General features: G+C 44.0%; 21 protein-coding genes and 1 other annotated feature. Of the genes, 15 read left to right on the top strand and 6 right to left on the bottom strand.

Annotated features, from left to right (window positions below; genetic code table 11):
* Positions 1-23 precede the first annotated feature (23 nt).
* Positions 24-203, top strand: a complete 180-nt coding sequence (locus tag AC1WMD_RS01230) for a YjzC family protein (protein WP_043903789.1) — start codon at positions 24-26, stop codon at positions 201-203.
* 192 nt (positions 204-395) lie between these two features.
* Positions 396-2,990 carry an ATP-dependent chaperone ClpB gene (gene clpB, locus AC1WMD_RS01235; protein ID WP_494255793.1) on the top strand — a complete coding sequence of 865 codons (2,595 nt, stop codon included), beginning with the start codon at positions 396-398 and terminating at the stop codon, positions 2,988-2,990.
* 48 nt (positions 2,991-3,038) lie between these two features.
* On the opposite strand, the gene AC1WMD_RS01240 is transcribed toward clpB, so the two are convergent.
* Positions 3,039-3,227 (bottom strand): YjzD family protein, encoded by a 189-nt coding sequence (locus AC1WMD_RS01240; RefSeq protein ID WP_017436329.1) that lies wholly within the window; start codon positions 3,225-3,227, stop codon positions 3,039-3,041.
* A 141-nt stretch (positions 3,228-3,368) separates the two neighbouring features.
* On the opposite strand from AC1WMD_RS01240, the gene AC1WMD_RS01245 reads away from it, so the two are divergent.
* Positions 3,369-4,100 carry a hypothetical protein gene (locus AC1WMD_RS01245; protein WP_494255794.1) on the top strand — a complete coding sequence of 244 codons (732 nt, stop codon included), beginning with the start codon at positions 3,369-3,371 and terminating at the stop codon, positions 4,098-4,100.
* Positions 4,101-4,178: 78 nt separating this feature from the next.
* On the opposite strand, the gene AC1WMD_RS01250 is transcribed toward AC1WMD_RS01245, so the two are convergent.
* Complete coding sequence (locus AC1WMD_RS01250) at positions 4,179-4,424, bottom strand: hypothetical protein (RefSeq protein WP_494255795.1); 246 nt, start codon at positions 4,422-4,424, stop codon at positions 4,179-4,181.
* Between the two features lie 163 nt (positions 4,425-4,587).
* Between AC1WMD_RS01250 and AC1WMD_RS01255 the strand changes: the two genes are divergently transcribed.
* The 5 genes from AC1WMD_RS01255 (at position 4,588) to AC1WMD_RS01275 (ending at position 8,786) form a co-directional block, all read left to right on the top strand.
* Positions 4,588-5,520 (top strand): beta-ketoacyl-ACP synthase III, encoded by a 933-nt coding sequence (locus AC1WMD_RS01255; RefSeq protein ID WP_494255796.1) that lies wholly within the window; start codon positions 4,588-4,590, stop codon positions 5,518-5,520.
* Between the two features lie 35 nt (positions 5,521-5,555).
* Entirely contained in the window at positions 5,556-6,797 is a 1,242-nt protein-coding gene (gene fabF, locus AC1WMD_RS01260) for a beta-ketoacyl-ACP synthase II (protein ID WP_494255797.1), read from the top strand.
* Between the two features lie 92 nt (positions 6,798-6,889).
* Positions 6,890-7,681, top strand: a complete 792-nt coding sequence (locus AC1WMD_RS01265) for a DUF2268 domain-containing putative Zn-dependent protease (protein WP_494255798.1) — start codon at positions 6,890-6,892, stop codon at positions 7,679-7,681.
* A gap of 72 nt (positions 7,682-7,753) precedes the next feature.
* Positions 7,754-7,960, top strand: a complete 207-nt coding sequence (locus AC1WMD_RS01270; protein WP_043903796.1) for a YuzI family membrane protein — start codon at positions 7,754-7,756, stop codon at positions 7,958-7,960.
* Between the two features lie 85 nt (positions 7,961-8,045).
* Positions 8,046-8,786 carry a YjbA family protein gene (locus AC1WMD_RS01275; protein WP_043903797.1) on the top strand — a complete coding sequence of 247 codons (741 nt, stop codon included), beginning with the start codon at positions 8,046-8,048 and terminating at the stop codon, positions 8,784-8,786.
* 160 nt (positions 8,787-8,946) lie between these two features.
* Here the strand turns inward: AC1WMD_RS01275 and trpS are convergent, their stop codons facing one another.
* Together trpS and AC1WMD_RS01285 are read right to left on the bottom strand one after the other, a co-directional pair.
* Positions 8,947-9,933, bottom strand: a complete 987-nt coding sequence (gene trpS / locus AC1WMD_RS01280) for a tryptophan--tRNA ligase (protein ID WP_043903798.1) — start codon at positions 9,931-9,933, stop codon at positions 8,947-8,949.
* 47 nt (positions 9,934-9,980) lie between these two features.
* Positions 9,981-10,216: a binding site (T-box leader), on the bottom strand.
* 51 nt (positions 10,217-10,267) lie between these two features.
* Positions 10,268-10,639 (bottom strand): DUF3899 domain-containing protein, encoded by a 372-nt coding sequence (locus AC1WMD_RS01285; RefSeq protein ID WP_043903799.1) that lies wholly within the window; start codon positions 10,637-10,639, stop codon positions 10,268-10,270.
* A gap of 442 nt (positions 10,640-11,081) precedes the next feature.
* Between AC1WMD_RS01285 and AC1WMD_RS01290 the strand changes: the two genes are divergently transcribed.
* The 5 genes from AC1WMD_RS01290 to oppF all read left to right on the top strand — a co-directional run bounded on the left by AC1WMD_RS01290 (position 11,082) and on the right by oppF (position 16,832).
* The gene (locus AC1WMD_RS01290; RefSeq protein WP_494255799.1) at positions 11,082-12,734 is read left to right on the top strand and encodes a peptide ABC transporter substrate-binding protein; all 1,653 of its coding nucleotides are present in this window, start codon (positions 11,082-11,084) and stop codon (positions 12,732-12,734) included.
* 138 nt (positions 12,735-12,872) lie between these two features.
* Positions 12,873-13,802, top strand: a complete 930-nt coding sequence (opp3b, locus tag AC1WMD_RS01295) for an oligopeptide ABC transporter permease (protein WP_494255800.1) — start codon at positions 12,873-12,875, stop codon at positions 13,800-13,802.
* Positions 13,799-14,821, top strand: coding sequence for an oligopeptide ABC transporter permease (gene opp3C, locus AC1WMD_RS01300; RefSeq protein ID WP_494255801.1), 1,023 nt, complete (start codon positions 13,799-13,801; stop codon positions 14,819-14,821). Before opp3b ends, opp3C begins: the two co-directional genes overlap by 4 nt.
* 21 nt (positions 14,822-14,842) lie before the next feature.
* Complete coding sequence (locus tag AC1WMD_RS01305; RefSeq protein ID WP_494255802.1) at positions 14,843-15,904, top strand: ABC transporter ATP-binding protein; 1,062 nt, start codon at positions 14,843-14,845, stop codon at positions 15,902-15,904.
* Positions 15,897-16,832 (top strand): oligopeptide ABC transporter ATP-binding protein OppF, encoded by a 936-nt coding sequence (gene oppF, locus AC1WMD_RS01310; RefSeq protein ID WP_043903803.1) that lies wholly within the window; start codon positions 15,897-15,899, stop codon positions 16,830-16,832. The genes AC1WMD_RS01305 and oppF overlap by 8 nt, the downstream gene beginning before the upstream one ends.
* Positions 16,833-16,844: 12 nt before the next feature.
* Here the strand turns inward: oppF and AC1WMD_RS01315 are convergent, their stop codons facing one another.
* Positions 16,845-17,039, bottom strand: a complete 195-nt coding sequence (locus AC1WMD_RS01315; protein ID WP_494255803.1) for a hypothetical protein — start codon at positions 17,037-17,039, stop codon at positions 16,845-16,847.
* 440 nt (positions 17,040-17,479) lie between these two features.
* Here AC1WMD_RS01315 and spxA point away from each other — a divergent pair, with 440 nt between their 5' ends.
* Entirely contained in the window at positions 17,480-17,878 is a 399-nt protein-coding gene (spxA, locus tag AC1WMD_RS01320; protein ID WP_017436313.1) for a transcriptional regulator SpxA, read from the top strand.
* A 66-nt stretch (positions 17,879-17,944) separates the two neighbouring features.
* Here the strand turns inward: spxA and AC1WMD_RS01325 are convergent, their stop codons facing one another.
* Positions 17,945-18,616, bottom strand: a complete 672-nt coding sequence (locus AC1WMD_RS01325; protein ID WP_043903805.1) for a TerC family protein — start codon at positions 18,614-18,616, stop codon at positions 17,945-17,947.
* A gap of 210 nt (positions 18,617-18,826) precedes the next feature.
* Here AC1WMD_RS01325 and mecA point away from each other — a divergent pair, with 210 nt between their 5' ends.
* Positions 18,827-19,513, top strand: a complete 687-nt coding sequence (mecA, locus tag AC1WMD_RS01330; protein WP_043903806.1) for an adaptor protein MecA — start codon at positions 18,827-18,829, stop codon at positions 19,511-19,513.
* The last annotated feature ends 64 nt before the right edge of the window (positions 19,514-19,577 follow it).

Here is a 19,577-nt window from a genome sequence, read left to right on the forward strand (position 1 = left end):
CTAAATAAAGGGGGAATACGACAATGGGTCAATCACGCCATTTCAAACCAGGAGATAAAGCACCGAACAACGGGGTATACATCGAAATTGGCGAAACAGGAGATAATGTCAAAAATCCGAAAAAAATCAAGCTCAATGCAGGAGATACGTTTCCAGAAACATCGAATCATAATCGCCATTGGACATATGTGCGAAAACCGTAACGGCAATAAGCCAAGAAAACCGGCGTTGCTGCCGGTGGCCAACGTCAAAGGGGATAAAATAAGAGGTTAAGATGGGCTTTGGCCCATCATAAAGCCATTCCGGTCAAGGAGTGGCTTTCTATTTGAAATCACAAGGAAGCATCCGCTATAATATATACAAAGGTCAAAAAAGGTCAAAAAGGAGGGGAGTAGATGGATATTCAAAAATTTACCGAAAAAGTGCAAGAGGCATTGATGACGGCCCAGTCGACTGCCGTGAAACATCACCATCAGCAGCTCGATGTCGAACATTTGCTGCTGGCCTTATTGGAGCAAGAAGAAGGACTTGCCAAAAGAATATTCACACTGCTTCGTGTTAACATAGACGCATTCATTCATGAACTGCAAGTGTTGTTAAAGAAAAAGCCAGAGGTGCTAGGAACGGGAGCGGAAAGCGTTTATTTGTCTTCGCGGCTGCAGCGGGTGCTGACGAATGCGGAAAAAGAAGCGAAAACGATGCAAGACGAATATATTTCCGTCGAGCATTTGCTGCTTGCCATGGTGTCAGAAACGGATGATATCGGCGAGCTTTTCCGCCGTTATGGCATCCACCGTTCTTCATTATCGAAAGTACTGATGGAAATAAGGGGGAATCAGCGCGTGACAAGTCCAACGCCGGAAGCTACATATGAAGCGTTAAAAAAATATGGCCGCGATTTAGTCGCGGAAGTGAAAGCGGGAAAAATCGATCCGGTGATCGGCCGCGATAGCGAAATTCGCCGCGTTATTCGCATTTTATCGCGGAAAACGAAAAATAATCCGGTATTAATCGGCGAGCCGGGGGTCGGAAAAACGGCAATCGTCGAAGGACTGGCCCAACGCATTGTCCGCAAAGACGTTCCCGAAGGATTAAAAGACAAAACGATTTTTGCGTTAGATATGAGCTCGCTTGTGGCGGGCGCGAAATTCCGCGGCGAATTTGAAGAACGTCTTAAAGCGGTGTTAAACGAAATCAAGAAAAGTGAAGGGAGGATTATTTTATTTATCGATGAATTACATACGATTGTCGGTGCCGGCAAGGCAGAAGGAGCGATAGATGCGGGCAACATGTTAAAGCCGATGTTGGCGCGAGGCGAGCTGCATTGCATCGGTGCAACAACACTGGATGAATACCGGCAATATATCGAAAAAGATCCGGCGCTTGAACGACGTTTCCAGCAAGTGCTTGTTGAAGAACCGAGCGTGGAAGATACGATTTCGATTTTGCGTGGCTTAAAAGAGCGATTTGAAGTTCATCACGGTGTGAAAATTCATGACCGTGCCCTTGTTGCCGCCGCGACATTGGCGGACCGCTACATTTCCGACCGCTTTTTGCCGGATAAAGCGATTGACTTAGTTGATGAGGCGTGTGCGACGATTCGTACGGAAATGGACTCGATGCCATCGGAGTTGGATGAAGTGATGCGCCGCGTGATGCAGCTCGAAATCGAAGAAGCAGCGTTGCGAAAAGAAACGGATGAGGCGAGCAAAGAACGTCTTGAAGCGCTCACGAAGGAACTTGCGGATTTACGGGAAAAAGCAAACAGCATGAAAGCGCAATGGCAGCAGGAAAAAGAAGCGATTGGGCGCGTGCGCGACGTGCGCGAGGCGCTGGAAAAAGCAAAACGTGAGTTAGAAGAAGCGGAAAATGAATATGATTTGAACAAAGCGGCGGAACTTCGCCACGGCCGCATTCCGCAGCTTGAGAAACAATTAAAGCAGCTAGAACAAGAAATGAACGAAAATGATGAAGGAAGGCTGCTGCGCGAGGAAGTAACGGAAGAGGAAATCGCCGAAATCGTTTCGCGCTGGACGGGAATTCCGCTGACAAGGCTTGTCGAAGGAGAACGGGAAAAGCTATTGCGTTTGCATGAGCTGTTGCATGAACGGGTCATCGGCCAGGACGAAGCGGTGGAATTAGTGGCCGATGCGGTGCTGCGGGCGCGTGCCGGCATTAAAGATCCAAACCGCCCGATCGGTTCCTTTATCTTTTTAGGGCCGACCGGCGTCGGAAAGACAGAATTGGCGAAAACATTGGCACAAGCATTATTTGACAGCGAAGAACAAATGATTCGCATCGATATGTCGGAGTATATGGAAAAACATGCCGTTTCCCGTTTGATTGGCGCTCCTCCAGGCTATGTCGGCTATGAAGAAGGCGGACAGCTGACCGAAGCGGTGCGGCGCAAACCGTATTCCGTCATTCTGTTAGATGAAATTGAAAAAGCTCATCCAGAAGTGTTCAATATTTTATTGCAAATGCTCGATGACGGGCGGATCACCGATTCGCAAGGTCGCACTGTTGACTTTAAAAACACGGTCGTGATTATGACGTCCAATATCGGCTCCCATTTGCTGTTAGAAGGGATGACAGATGACGGGGAAATTAAAGAAGAAACGCGCGAGCAAGTCTTGCAGCAGCTGCGCGCCCATTTCCGTCCGGAATTTTTGAATCGCATCGACGATATTGTTTTGTTTAAGCCGCTGACGGTGAACGAAATAAAAGGGATTGTCGCGAAATTTGCCAGCGAATTATCGAAACGGCTCAGCGACCGCCATATTTCACTTTCTTTGACGGATAAGGCAAAAGAATATATCGCTGAAGCTGGATTTGACCCGGTTTACGGGGCGCGGCCGTTGAAACGGTTTATGCAAAAGCAAATTGAAACTCCGTTGGCGAAAGAAATCATCGCCGGACGGGTGAAAGATTACAGCACGGTAGTGGTCGATTACGAAAACGGGCAAATTGTGATAAAAACGCAATCATAGAAGAAGGCTGTCCACGTTTTGGACAGCCTTCTTCTATAAAGCAAGTAATTAATGATGGTGATGTTCTACCGGCTCATCCGGAATCAGACTAGCGACAATAAAGATGAGAACGGTCACAATGACGCCAAGCAAGGCCCCGGTAGAAAAATTATAGGTGATTCCTTGCATAGATCCCATCACATAGGTAGCCATCTGCACTAACAGAAACGTCCAGAAAAACGTCCAAAACAGCCGCATCTTCTTTCCTCCCATCATTTCAAATTCCTTTTCTTATCTTACCACAACTTGATCATTTAGGCATATACCCATACGTTTTTTTATGCGCCGCATATGGTATACTGTACAATTATGCATCGTAAAACAAGGGTGGATATCCATATGACGGTTCAACAACGGTTTTTTCAGCTCGATGACCAATGGTGCGTTATTCATCTGCCAGAACGGCCAAATGGGTTCGCTCTCTTTATTATTGGAGATACGAACCATTTTGTTAACGAACATACAAGTTATTGGATCGAGCACCAAGGTCGCCGCAATCTTCTTGATCAGATGCTCGAATATGGTTACACGGTATTTTACTCTCATCTGTATGGCCGGCATTGGGGGTGCCCAAAAGCGGTACGTCTGGCGAAGCAACTGATTTACTACGTATTAAAAAGTGAAATTTTAAACAATCGCATTTACATTCTCGCTGAAGGAATGGGTTCGCTCATTGCTTTGCAGCTTCTCGAAGCGATGCCGAAACAAATTCGCGCGGTTGTGATGTTAACTCCTTGTCTCGATTTGCGCGCCCAGCTCGAATATGAAAAGGAAAATCAATTTTTTTATAAACGCATGGTAAAGGAGATTGCGCATGCCTACGACATAGCAGAAACAAACGTCGAAAAAGCAGTTCCTTCACTGCTTCTCATCCCGCACCAAGTACCTATTAAAATATGGCAATTATCGGGAGTGACCCGTTATCCATCGTCGCTTCATTGCCGCAAGTATGAGCAATGGATGAAAGCGACGAATGATCATGTTTTTGTCATTTATTACTTACCAGAAAAGAAGTACCAATTGGCAAAGGCAATTGCTCAATTTTTTCAGAAATATAACGAGCTTCCGTAAATTCCTCTATCTTCGCTAAAAGCGATAGAGGAATTATTTTGATGGCTAAAAATAAAAGGCGCTTGCAGGCGGCGCCTTTTATTTTTTTAGCATGTCGACAAAGGAAGTGATTTTTTTCATTAACGGCTTTAATTGATCAAATGAGGCGACAAGCGTATCAATATTTTGGAGAAGTTGGATAAAATCAGGACCTTGTTGTGCAGGAGCATCATCTTTCATTGATGGGTTATCGTTTGACTGGCGGGACGGTGGAAAGGGACCGAACATTAAGCGTGAAAAACGGTCTAGCGGTTTGTCTTGCTGCTGTTGCTCATTGTCAGCCATCGTACTGCCCTCCCTTTTCATTTTCCTTATTAGCACTGTATGGTAAAGGGGGCAAAAGTGACTAGACAAATCACACGTTTTTATTGCATGCTTTTCATTTTTTCGATAAAATTAGTACCAAGTAATAATAATTGGTTATATAATTTTAAAGGAGATGTTCGGCGTGGGAGCAGGTATTATTGGAATCGGCCGGTATGTGCCGGAAAAAGTGGTAACCAACTTTGACTTGGAGAAAATGATGGATACGTCCGATGAATGGATTCGGACGCGAACAGGGATTGAAGAACGGAGAATTGCTGCAGACGACATGGACACTTCCGATATGGCCTATTTGGCGGCGAAAAAGGCATTGGAAGACGCGAAAATTGCTCCGCAAGACATTGATTTAATTTTAGTAGCGACAGTAACTCCTGACAGAGCGTTTCCATCTGTCGCCTGCATGCTGCAGGAGCGGCTTGGAGCCGTCAAAGCGGCGGCGTTGGACATTAGCGCGGCGTGTGCCGGTTTTATTTATGGTATGGTCACCGCAAGCCAATTTATTGACAATGGGGCGTATCGTTATATATTGGTAGTCGGGGCAGAAAAATTATCTAAAATCATGGATTGGAACGACCGCAATACAGCCGTGTTATTCGGCGATGGCGCCGGAGCGGTCGTTATGGGACCTGTTTCGCAAGGCCGCGGAATTTTGTCATTTGAATTAGGGGCTGATGGAACAGGAGGAAAACATTTATATAAAGAAGAATATATCGTGATGAATGGCCGGGAAGTATTTAAATTTGCCGTTCGGCAAATGGGAGAATCAAGCATTAATGTTTTAGAAAAAGCAGGCCTAACGAAAGAAGATGTCGATTTTCTTATTCCGCATCAGGCGAACATCCGCATTGTGGAAGCGGCAAGACAGCGCCTTGAGCTGCCGGAAGAGAAAATGTCGACAACAATCCGCAAATACGGCAATACGTCAGCCGCCTCGATTCCGATTTCGCTCGTTGAAGAGTTGGAAGCAGGGAAAATCAAAGAAGATGACTTGATTATTATGGTCGGATTTGGCGGAGGACTGACGTGGGGCGCAATCGCTTTGCGTTGGGGCCGATAATAGCTCAAGATCGATGAAAAAGGAGAGACGAAACAATGGAAAAAAGACGAGTCGTTGTTACAGGTCTTGGGGCAGTGACCCCGCTTGGAAACGATGTGGAAACAACATGGAAAAACATCGTTGCCGGCCAGTCCGGAATCGGGATTGTTACCCGTGTCAATCCCGATGAGTTTCCGGCGAAAGTAGCAGCGGAATTAAAAGACTTTAATCCGGAAAGCTTTATGGATCGCCGCGAAGCGCGGAAAATGGACCGTTTTACGCAATATGCGGTCGCCGCTTCGTTAATGGCGGTAAAAGATGCAAAACTGGAAATTACAGACGAAAACGCAGCAAGAGTCGGCGTTTGGATCGGCTCGGGAATCGGCGGCATGGAAACGTTTGAGCAGCAGTTTGAAATTTTCCAACAACGCGGCTACCGCCGGGTCAGCCCGTTTTTTGTACCGATGATGATCCCGGATATGGCAGCGGGGCAAGTATCTATTATTTTAGGTGCAAAAGGAATCAATTCTTGTACGGTTACCGCTTGCGCGACAGGAGCCAATTCGATCGGCGACGCGTTTAAAGTGATTCAGCGCGGCGATGCCGATGTGATGATTACCGGCGGCACGGAAGCGCCAATTACGAAAATGTCTTTTGCCGGATTTTGCGCCAACACCGCTTTATCGACGAATCCGGACCCGAAAACGGCAAGCCGCCCGTTTGATAAAAACCGGGATGGGTTTGTCATGGGCGAAGGCGCAGGCATTCTCGTATTAGAAGAACTAGAGCATGCGTTGCGCCGCGGGGCAACCATTTATGCGGAAATTGTCGGATACGGAGCAACAGGGGATGCGTATCACATTACCGCGCCGGCTCCAGGCGGCGAAGGCGGCGTGCGCGCGATGCGCCAGGCATTGCAGGATGCGGGAATGAAGCCGGAAGAGATCGATTATATTAACGCCCACGGCACGAGCACGGAATACAATGACAAATATGAAACGATGGCGATTAAAGAAGTGTTCGGCGACTATGCCTACAAACTCGCCGTTAGCTCGACGAAATCGATGACTGGCCATTTGCTTGGTGCGACCGGCGCCGTCGAGGCGATCTTTTCGATCTTGGCGATTAGAGATGGAGTCATCCCGCCGACGATTAACTATGAAACTCCGGATCCGGAATGCGATTTGGACTATGTGCCAAACGTGGCAAGAAAGCAGGAAGTAAACGCGGTGTTAAGCAATTCGTTTGGATTTGGCGGACATAATGCAACATTGATTTTTAGAAAATATGTAAAATGACGGTCAGGCTATCTCTCCAAACGGTGAGATAGCCTCTTTTTTCACCTCTTTTTCTGCTGCATCATACGATAGTGAAAAAGAGGTGAGAGGACGTGGCCGTTTGCCGGACAGACCGATGGCTCACGAAGGACTATGACCAGCCCATTCGTATATGCGAGCGCCTTACCCGTTATTTCCCTGATGCCGATGCTCGAGACATTTATCAATATTTGCTTCATTACGGTATGTATCGACCAACGAAAAATATAAAAGAGATCGTTGAAAAAATGAAACAGAATGATATGTGGGAACGGGTGGAGGCGGTTTACGAGAAGCGAAAAAAAGATTGGAACGGTCCGGACGTCCCCGTTTTCCTGTTTCCAGCGGACCCCTATAACCGGAAATTAGCGCGTGAATTTAATGGAAAAGGCGGCATCGCTTTTCATGACAAGCTCGTTCTTTTTCTATTGCCGCATCACACCGATAAAGAAATCGAAGCATTAGTGACACATGAATATAACCATGTTTGCCGCTTAAACAAACAAAAAAAGAAGCACGAAGAGATGACGCTTTTAGATGCGGTCATATTAGAAGGGCTTGCCGAAAGCGCTGTAGACCGTTATGTTGGAAAAGATTATCGGGCCAACTGGACTTCTTATTACTCGGATGAACAGCTTTATCGTTTTTGGCAGCGCTATGTAGCCCCGCATCGCTCGATTTCCACGCAGCATCCGTTATACTCCCGCATTCTTTACGGACTTGGTTTTTATCCGGACATGGTTGGGTATGCGGTTGGATATGCGATTGTCCGTCGTTGCTTGGAGAGGGGAAAAGAATTGGCCAAGTTGATGAATATGGATTCGGAGCAAATATTGCAGCTTGCCGCATTCGAAGGCGGCGAGTAGTCATGATTACCATCGGGTGCTCATATATGTAAAACTAGGATGGACAAGTTGAAATGAAAGAAGTGGGACCCGATGGTTCGCATATTTTTGTACTTAGTTGGCTTTGGCTTTTCCGTTGTCGGCGGAATGATGATGATTACTTACTTAAACATCATGACACCAGAGCGGGGATGGAGTGAATATTTTTTCTATATTTGCACGAGAAGCGAGTGTTATTTATTTCCTATTGGTGTATTGCTTATGTGGGGAAGTTTATATTTTCCCAGCCGAGAGCCATAATGGAGAAAAGAGGTTTGCATGGAATAAAATTCTTCCCCTCTGCCTATACTGATGGACAAACAGGTTTGGAAGTGAGGGGTATCGTATGCTGTATCTGCATGACATTTGGGTGAACTGGTTTGAAGGGGAAGAGAACGGATACAACGTATGTCATTTCCATGAGTGGCGAAAGGACGATCAAGTCGAATTGCTCGATCAGGTGCCGCTGTTAAAAGTTTCTTCCGCCTTATTTGACTATATTGAAAACAGCTTATCTGAGATTCCAAAACCACTTTTAGAGGATGTATATCAGAAGGCGTATGTGCGCAAAAATCATGAACGCATTCAGCTCGATTACTGTTTTGTGATAACAGACGGCTTTGGCATTCTTGCCGTCGACACGATTGGTTATAACATTCCGATTCGTAAAAGCCGTCTCATTCCAAGACAGGAACAGCTTGTGTATGAAATGGTAGCCGATCAGCATGAAGAACCATATCCGCTGCCAGCATACGAAAAAGAGTATCATATTTTATCTCCAGCCCCTGAGCTAATGCATGGGCTGACACGGAAAGAGCGGCAGTTGAAACAACTTTTATTTATGGCGCTTGATCAGCTCTACTCGACGAAAAATGTGGCAGAAGTGCGCTACTGGTATACGGAATGGGCGCCGCAAAAATACCCTGACATCCAAAAGATGTCATTTGAAGAGGCGTGGCAGCACTTATACGAGGAGACAAAATACGGATGGTCGGAGCGGCATGAGCAGCTTTGCGAAAAATTAATCAAAGGGCAGCCGTTTTTTGAAAAGATTTGGGAAATGGAGCAAGAACCAAAAGTCAATTAAATAGAAGCACAAACAATGATGGGATGTTTTTCGCTTTTTATTGGCCAATTCCGGCAGAAAAACGGATCATGAACGATTCATTTTATTGATTTATCAACACGCCTAAGGTGATGAAACATGAAAAGTGGCTGACATGATTTTACGTCAGCCACTTTTTTCTTTAGCGCCTTCTGCCAAGCCCCATCGCCTGTTCCATTTTTTCGAGCATTTCCGTTGCAGTCTTATTCGCTTTTTCCGCACCTTCATCGAGCACTTGGTCGAGCGTGCTGCTTTCGAGCAAGTCATAATATTTTTCTTGAATCGGCGTCAAGGTATCGATAATGACTTGAGCCAGGTCCGCCTTAAAGACGCCGTATCCTTTTCCTGCATATTCTTGTTCGAGCTCTTCGATCGTTTTGTTCGCTAAAATGGAATAAATGTTGAGCAGGTTGGAGATTCCCGGTTTCTTTTCTTTATCATAGCGGATGACACCTTCAGAGTCCGTGACCGCGCTTTTGATTTTCTTTTCGATCGTTTTCGCGTCATCCAAAAGGGTGATAAATGCTTTTTTATTTGGATCAGATTTGCTCATTTTTTTCATTGGGTCCGCCAGCGACATAATGCGCGCGCCGATTTTCGGAATGCGCGGTTCCGGAATCGTAAAGATTTCGCCATACCGCTTGTTAAACCGCTCCGCCAAGTCGCGCGTCAATTCAATATGCTGCTTTTGGTCCTCTCCGACAGGCACAATGTCGGTTTTATAGAGAAGAATGTCAGCCGCCATCAACGGTGGATAGGTGAGCAGCCCGGCGCTAACCGCTTCCTTGCCTGCTGATTTATCTTTAAACTGCGTCATTCTCTCGAGTTCGCCGATGTAGGCAATGCATTGCAGCATCCATCCCGCCTGCGCATGCGCCGGAACTTCCGATTGAATAAACAGTGTCGCTTTATTTGGATCAATGCCAACCGCCAAGTAGAGAGCAGCTAGGCTGCGAATGTTTTTTTGCAGCTCTTTTGGATCTTGCGGAACGGTAATCGCGTGCTGATCGACAATGCAAAAGTAACAGTTGTACTCGTGTTGAAGTTCCAAAAATTGGCGCATCGCTCCGATATAGTTGCCGAGCGTAATGACGCCGCTTGGCTGGATGCCGGAAAAGCTTGTTTTCATACAACCACTCCTTTATGTTGTAATATAAAAAGGCCCTACCCCCTAAAGTTAGGGACGGTAGGACCGCGTTGCCACCCTAGTTATTGCACGTTGCGTGCAATCACTTAGCCCATGTGCGCTTGCACATGGCGCCTTGATAACGCAAGGCAAACGTCCAAGCCTACTACTTGCGGTTCAGCCGGATGCTCGAAAGCCCATTCCATATTGCTAGCCGCTTGTTCGCACCAGCCACAAGCTCTCTGAAGGCATCGCAACATGTACTCTTCTTTCTCATCGCATGTTTCATATGATCGATTGCTTTATATTATAGAACAAAGCGATAGTTGCTGCAACTTTACCGTATGGCATATCCGGCGGCGATCATCAAAAGAAAAAGAATAAGGCTTGAAAACAAGAGCGGATACGTAATGGCAAATTTTTTTGGCTGAACCGGCTGTTCAGCGGATATGCCTTGCAGCTCCGCTAGATAACGTTCCGCTTTCGAACTGCTTTTGCGCAGCTTCCGAAGCCCATATGCAAAACCGTTAAAAAAACCTTGTTCGTACACGAATAAAAACCCGCCGATCACGAGAGGCAAAAGCGAAAGCAGAAACGTAACATTGACAAAAGAAAGAAACGTCCATTCTCCCCGAAATAGAACGATAAAGAAACTAATGATTAACATGGCTGCCGTAAGCAGGCATGTACTTCTAGCAACTACCTTCACTTTCTACCCCCTAAACAGCTAAATTTTCAGTTTAATTGTATCACAAATAAACTAAGAAGACTTCTGTTTCGGTGGCCAATCGGGAAATAAACTTTGTAGATATTATTAAAGAAATTATATTAAGAAAAAATATGAATTCTTGAAAAAGCCTATAAATATTTACTTTGAATTCTAAATTTACAGGAAAACATTATATTGTAAGCGTTTTCTTAAATAGGTTTTGAAAATTTTTTATTTACATTTAGGGAAACTCCCGTTAAAATTCAAAGTAACTGTATAGTTACTCAAAACAAAAAAATTAGAAAATTTCTATTCAAAAAAATAAAAAAATTCTTTTCAAATATATTAATACTATATATAATAATGGGTAAGTGAAATCTTCTGAAACATAACATTCAGAAGATTTGTAATAAATTACATACCATTAAGGGGGGACTTTTTAGTGAAGAAGAAACTATCATTGTTTCTTGTGCTTCTCCTGGCTGTAACCACGTTTCTAGCAGCCTGTGGAGGCAACAACGACACAGCAAAAGACAACAATGGCGGCACCGCAAATAAGCCGGCCGAAAAGAAAGAGCAAGTGTTGAACTTGCTGGAAACTCAGGAAATTCCATCGCTTGATTCCGCGCTTGCAACAGACGAAGTATCTTTCATTGTATTAAACAACGTGATGGAAGGTCTTTACCGTTTAGGCAAAGACAACAAACCTGTTCCAGGTGTGGCGGAAAGCTATGAAGTAAGCCAAGATGGAAAAGTTTACACATTCAAACTCCGCAAAGACGCAAAATGGTCGAACGGCGATCCTGTTACGGCGCATGACTTCGTATTTGCGTGGAGAAGAGTATTAGATCCAAAAACAGCATCTGAGTATGCTTACATCATGTATGACATTAAAAATGCGGAAGAAGTCAACCAAGGCAAATTGCCAGTTGATCAGCTTGGCGTAAAAGCGGTAGATGACCATACACTTCAAGTAGAATTGAAAAACCCAGTTCCATACTTCATAAGCTTAACGGTATTTGGATCGTTCATGCCGCAAAACGAAAAATTTGTAAAATCGCAAGGTGAGAAATATGGCTTGGAAGCAAACACGACGCTTTACAACGGTCCGTTCGTATTAAGCGAATGGAAACATGAACAAGGCTGGACATATAAGAAAAATCCAAACTATTGGGATAAAGACAGCGTGAAGCTAGAAACAATCAATGTCAAAGTCGTAAAAGATACCGCAACAGCTGTAAACCTTTACGAAACGAAAAAAGTCGACCGCGTTGGTCTAGCTGCAGAGTTTGTTGATAAATACAAAAATGACAAAAACTTCCACACATATCTTGAACCATCTATTTTCTGGCTGCGTATGAATACGAAAAACGAATTGTTGAAAAACGTCAATGCTCGTAAAGCAATCGCCATGGCGATTGACAAACAAGCGCTTGTTGACACGCTTTTAAACAACGGTACAGTTGTGGCAAACTACTTAGTTCCAAAAGACTTTGTTGAAGGGCCAAACGGAAAAGATTTCCGTGACGAAAACGGTGACTTAATGAAAACTGATGTAAAAGAAGCGAAAAATCTTTGGGAACAAGCGAAAAAAGAACTTGGCAAAGACAAATTCACCATTGAATTGTTAAACTACGACGACGACGTTGCGAAGAAAATCGGCGAATACTTAAAAGAACAGCTTGAAAAGAACTTGCCTGGCCTTACGGTCAACATTAAACAACAACCATTTAAACAAAAGCTTGAATTAGAAAGCAACATGCAATATGACCTATCCTTCTCTGGCTGGGGCCCGGACTATCAAGACCCAATGACATTTATCGATCTTTGGGTAACAAACAGCCCGCATAACCAAACAGGCTGGTCCAACCCAGAGTACGACAAGCTTGTTAAAGATGCGAAAACAACGTTGCTAAGCGACTTGCAAGCCCGCTGGGATGCAATGTTAAAAGCAGAAAAACTCTTGTTTGAAGAAATGCCGATCGCGCCGCTTTATCAACGTGGTAGAGCGTACTTGCAGCGCGAATACGTAAAAGATATTGTTATTCACCCATTTGGTGGAGATTTCAGCTATAAATGGGCATATATCGAGTAATAGTTCTGCAATAATTGCGGAGGAGAGTATATGTGAAAAAGCATATACTCTCCTTTTGACTGAAAAGGCGAAAAATGTCGAAAAACAACAAAGATTCAAATTATTATATTAAAAACATTTATTGGAGGGGGTGCTCCAATGGCGCGATATACGATCAAACGGCTTGTGTATATGGTCATTACGTTATTTATTATCGCGACGGTGACGTTCTTTTTAATGAAATTGCTTCCTGGTTCGCCATTGCAAAACCAAGAGAAATTAACGCCAGAACAACGGCAAATTATTTTAGAAAAATACGGGTTGAACGATCCCGTTCCTGTTCAATATGTCCGCTATTTAGGTAATTTGCTAAAAGGGGATTTAGGCGTTTCGTTCCAATATGATAACCGTCCCGTAACGGAATTAATCGGGGAACGAATCGGACCATCGGCGCAGCTCGGCTTTCAGGCGATTGTATTTGGTACTATTATTGGACTGTTGCTTGGCATTTTTGCGGCGATTCGCCATAACACGTGGGGAGATTATATGGCAACCGTTATTTCTGTATTAGGAATCTCCATTCCATCGTTTGTGCTTGCTGGATTTTTGCAGTACTTTATCGCCGTAAAATTACAATGGCTGCCAGTCGCGTTTTGGGAAGGGTTTGAATATACGATTCTGCCAACGCTTGCATTGTCGGCTGGAGTCATTGCCAATATCGCTCGCTTTATGCGGACGGAAATGCTGGAAGTATTAAGCTCTGACTATATTTTAACGGCAAGAGCAAAAGGAATTAGTAATGCGGCGGTGATTGTGAAACATGCGATCCGTAACTCGCTCATCCCGATTATTACGATTCTTGGTCCAATGGTTGTCAACTTAATGACGGGGACCCTTGTCATCGAGAACATTTTCGCTGTTCCTGGATTAGGGGAGCAATTTGTCCGTTCGATTGCACTAAACGATTACCCTGTTATTATGGGAACGACGTTGTTCTACTCCGCATTGCTCATTTTGGCGATTTTTATCGTTGACATGCTATATGGTGTCGTCGACCCACGTATTCGTTTAGCGGGAGGGAAAAAATGATGGCTAAACTAAACTATGAAAATCTTTCACTAGATCTGTTTCAACCCGCTCCACCGAACGTTAGTGAACATGAAAAAATTACCCGCCCAAGTTTGACATTTTGGCAAGACGCCTGGATTCGTTTGCGGAAGAATAAAGCAGCCATTGTTGGCTTAATCATGATTATTATTTTAACATTAACAGCGATTATCGCTCCGATGACGAGTAAGCACACGTATAAAGAACAAGATTTAAATCGTGCGAAATTACCGCCAAAAGTTCCTGTCTTAGAGCATATTAGCTGGCTCAACTTAGACGGGAAAGACGCAAACGGCGTTGATATATATAAAGAGAAAGGTATTAAAGAATACTATTGGTTTGGAACAGACGATTTAGGCCGTGATTTATGGACAAGAACGTGGTACGGAACGCGTATTTCCCTTTACATCGGGGTATTGGCCGCGTTAATCGATTTGTGTATCGGAATTGCGTACGGCGGCATTTCCGGTTATTACGGCGGCCGCGTCGATAATATTATGCAGCGGATTATTGAAATATTAAATGGTATTCCGCACTTAATCATCATCATTTTGTTTATTTTAATTTTTGAACCTGGAATTATCTCGATTACGATGGCGATGGTTATTGCCGGCTGGACGACGATGGCGCGGATCGTTCGCGGCCAAGTGCTGAAATTAAAAAATATGGAATATGTGCTTGCAGCCCGTACGTTAGGGGCATCCAACTCCCGGTTAATTTTTAAGCATTTAATTCCAAACGTCATCGGTCCGATCATTATTACGACGATGTTTACGATTCCAAGCGCGATTTTCACCGAAGCGTTTTTAAGCTTTATCGGTCTCGGAATTCGCCCGCCGGAAGCATCGCTTGGTTCATTAGTCAGCGATGGATATAAATCGATTCAAACATTTCCGCATATGATGATTATTCCAGCAATTGTCATCAGTTTATTAATTTTGAGCTTTAACTTAGTGGCAGACGGGCTGCGCGATGCGCTAGATCCGAAAATGCGCAAATAATGGACGGAAGGAGAGGAGAACATGGAGAAAATATTGGAAGTGAAAGATTTACACATCTCCTTCGACATACATGCAGGCGAGGTGCAGGCGGTCCGAGGCGTTAGCTTTGATTTATACAAAGGGGAGACGCTAGCGATTGTTGGCGAGTCCGGCTCGGGAAAGTCGGTGACGTCAAAAGCGTTGATGCGGCTGTTGCCAACTCCGCCAAGCCGAATTAAACAAGGAGAAATTTTATTTGAAGGAAAAGATTTAACAAAGCTTTCCGATAAAGAAATGCAAAATATCCGCGGCGCAAAGATTTCAATGATTTTCCAAGATCCGATGACGTCGTTAAACCCGACGATGACCATTGGCAAACAAATCATGGAAGCTATTTTAAAGCACCAGAAAATTTCTAAAGAAGAAGCGCGCAAGCGGGCGGTTGAACTATTGCAGCTTGTCGGCATCAAAAATGCGGAGCCGCGCATGAAACAATATCCGCACCAGTTTTCCGGCGGGATGCGGCAGCGTGTCGTGATTGCGATCGCTCTGGCGTGCAACCCGAAAATTTTAATTGCCGACGAGCCGACGACAGCATTAGACGTAACCATCCAGGCACAAATCCTGGAACTGATGAAAGATATTCAAAAGAAACTAGGAATGTCGATTATTTTCATTACACACGACCTTGGTGTCGTTGCCAATATGGCTGACCGTGTGGCGGTTATGTATGCGGGAAAAATTGTTGAGATCGGCACAGTCGATGAGATTTTCTATAATCCTAAGCACCCATATACATGGGGATTGCTTGCTTCGATGCCAAGCCTTGATCATAAAGATATGGAGCTTTACTCGATTCCAGGTACGCCGCCAGATTTATTGAATCCGCCAAAAGGCGATGCGTTTGCGCCAAGAAATCCATATGCACTAAAAATTGACTATGAATTAGAACCACCGATGTTTAAAGTGTCTGATACGCATTATGCAGCGACATGGCTACTCCATGAAAATGCACCAAAAGTAGAGCCGCCGCAAATCGTGCGCGACCGTATAGCTAAATTTGCGCAAATCGTTGCTCGGAAAGGAGGAGGACCTCGTGGCTAGACAAAAACTCCTCGAAGTAAAAAATTTAAAGCAGTATTTCCATGTCGGCAGAGGTGAAGTCGTTAAAGCGGTCGATGGAATCACCTTTGATATTTATAAAGGGGAAACGTTTGGGCTTGTCGGTGAGTCGGGATGCGGTAAATCGACGACCGGAAGAACGATTATCCGCTTATATGAAGCAACGGAAGGAGAAGTGCTATTTAACGGGGTTAACGTGCATGGCAAAAAGTCAAAAAAGGAATTAAAAGAATTAAACCGTAAAATGCAAATGATTTTCCAAGACCCATACGCCTCGTTAAATCCACGGATGACCGTTGCGGACATTATCGCGGAGGGTATCGATATTCACGGTCTGGCGAAAACGAAAGAAGAACGGATGCAGCGTGTATATGAGTTGCTCGAGACCGTTGGCTTAAACCGTGAACATGCGAACCGCTATCCGCATGAGTTTTCGGGCGGTCAACGTCAGCGGATCGGCATTGCCCGCGCGCTAGCGGTGGAACCGGAGTTTATTATTGCCGATGAGCCAATCTCCGCGCTTGATGTGTCGATTCAGGCGCAAGTGGTGAATTTAATGAAAAAACTGCAGCGCGAAAAAGGATTGACGTATTTGTTTATTGCGCATGATTTGTCGATGGTCAAATACATTAGCGACCGCATTGGTGTGATGTACTTTGGAAAAATGGTGGAGCTTGCGGATGCGGAAGAATTGTACCGCAATCCGATTCATCCATACACAAAAGCGCTCTTATCGGCAATCCCGCTTCCTGATCCGGAAACCGAACGGACGCGGAAACGGATTATTTACGATCCGTCGCAGCATAATTATAAAGAAGGGGAAGAGCTGGAATTTCGTGAAATTACCCCAGGCCATTTCGTATTATGCTCAGAGGCGGAATATAAAACATATCAATCGATGTATAAATAAAACGATCTCAGCTTAAGAGATCGTTTTATTTTTGCCGCCGACGAGATTCCAGCCGCTTTGTATATGTTTTGATTCATTGACGTGTTCTTTTCGTTTCGAACCTCCGAAAATGCGTTCACCAATACCGTTGGCAATAATCCCCATTAATGCGGTAATTCCGACGATCAATACAGAAGCGATGATGAAATCGATAAAATATTGCGCCATTGCTCCTTCCCCCTCAAATCGTTCTCATTTTATTGTAGATGATTTTTCTGTTTATTGGAAGAAGCGGAGAAAAATTAAGGAAGAAAATAAGAGAGTTTTTTGAAAAACTATATCTTTATTTATATATTTATTGTATAATATATCATGTTAGATTAATTTTAAATTACAATTAATTGATAATGAAGGCCCGTGGCTGAAGGCATCGGGATGAAGTGAGGATCGGTTTTGAACCGAGCCGATAGGACGCAAAGCACCAACGAGGTGTTTGTCTATGAAAGTCCAGCGAACAAGAGTGATCGTCTATACGAAGGTGTAGAAAAAGTGCTTTTATACGCTAGAACGTGCCGATTTCCATCCATAGGCTTCATGCGTCATTGATAGTTAGTTCGTTCTGTTGGTATAGAAGACAAGGTGATCCTTGTTGAAAGGGAGTGAGATAGATGGTGAAATTGTATATTTCGCCAAGTTGCACGTCATGCCGGAAAGCGAAAGCATGGCTAGAAAAACATAATATTCCTTATGTTGAACGCAATATTTTCTCCGAACCGTTAACGATTGAGGAGATTAAGGAAATTTTACGTATGACAGAAACAGGAACGGACGAAATTATTTCCACAAGATCTAAAGTGTTTCAAAAGCTGAATATAAATCTCGAAACATTGCCGCTTCAAGATTTATATGAGCTAATTCAAAAAAATCCGGGAATTTTGCGGAGACCGATTATTATCGATGAAAAACGGCTTCAAGTCGGTTACAACGAAGATGAAATTCGCCGTTTCTTGCCGCGCAAAGTGCGAGCATATCAGCTTCGCCAAGCGCAGCGGCTCGTTAACGAATAAGGGGAATAAACTTCTACATGGTCCGTCATGTAGAAGTTTTTTATTAAATAAACAAACGGACGCGGTTTAGGTCCAGCGTTGAAACTTGCGCCGATTGATCATGAAACCAAGCAGTACGGTCAATCCGGCTGTAACAAATGGGAATACTGATTTCCATGCAAAAGCACTATCATATAAATGGCGGATTTGCTGTTCGGCAGTGATCATTTTTCCGGCAGTATAGGCCAATAACGCTCCGCCGATGTAAATAAGGAAGGAGTAACGTTCCATCGCATAAAGGATAAGTTTGCTGCCTAAAATGATAATAGGAACAGAAAACAGGAAGCCAAAGACCACAAGAGCAGTATGACCTTGAGCAGCTCCAGCGATCGCGATCACATTATCTAACCCCATGGCTACATCGGCTATTACAATTGTCTGTACCGCCTTCCAAAGCGATGTTTCCGATTTAATCGATGCATGTGTTTCTTCTTTTTGAATGAGCAGCCTTAAGGAGATCCAAAGCAAAATACAGCCGCCAATTAGTTGTAAAAATGGAATTTTTAATAACATTACCACCATGATCGTCAGAATCATACGAATGAAAATGGCCAACGCTGTACCAAGCACAATCGCGATATTTCGCTTTTGTTCCGGCAGCTTTCGGCTTGCCAATGCGATGACCACAGCATTGTCCCCACCAAGAATAACATCAATGCCAATGATGAGCAGAATGGAAATCACATATTCGTCAATCATGTGTGTCCCTCGTTTCATTTGTTTTCATCACCATTATAGTAGGACGTGTTGTGTTTCATGCCCAATTTTTAAAAACGCGTTTTTTTATTTCCCTTCTTTCGCTTTTTGTCATAAAATAAAAGTACAAGACATAGTCTTGTATTTAAATAGAATTTTTGGGGGTAAAAATCCCTTCAATTTTATTCTTTTTCAGAAGGGAGAGTTCGGCAAGTGGAAATAGAACGCATTAATGAACATACAGTCAAATTTTATATTTCGTATGTTGATATAGAGGAGCGCGGTTTTGACCGCGAAGAAATTTGGTATAACCGTGAGCGCAGTGAAGAATTGTTTTGGGAAATGATGGATGAAGTCCATAGTGAAGGGGATTTTTCCCTTGAGGGTCCTCTTTGGATCCAGGTGCAGGCGTTAGAGAAAGGGTTAGAAGTGTTGGTGACGAAAGCGCAGTTATCAAAAGATGGAAGCAAGCTAGAACTCCCTCTTCCAGAAGACAAATTGCGTGAATTTTCCGTTCCAGTTGATGAAAAAATTGAGGCGATTTTGGATCACCATTTCCATATTTCGCGCGGCGATGAGTCGTTTGCGGACGAGGATGATCATGAAGTTCTCCAGTTTACCATTTGTTTTAAAGATATCGAAGACGTCATTGCCCTCGCCCATCGTGCTGATTTTACAGGATTTGTCAATCATCTTTTCCAATTTGAAGAACGTTACTATTTGTTTGTGCAATTTAACGAAGAAGATTATACAGAACATGAGATTGACAATATGCTAAGCTTGCTTTTAGAATATGGAACGGATTCGCAAGTAACCATTCACCGTTTAGAGGAATATGGGAAAGAAGTCATTCGTAACAATGCTTTAGAGACGCTTAAAACATATTTCCCATTGAATTAGCTGCGCCTGAAAAGTAGCCGCCGATTTCGCTGTTGGAAATCGGCGTTTTCTTCGCCATCAAGTT

Source organism: Parageobacillus sp. NEAU-HV-2, assembly GCF_059115485.1.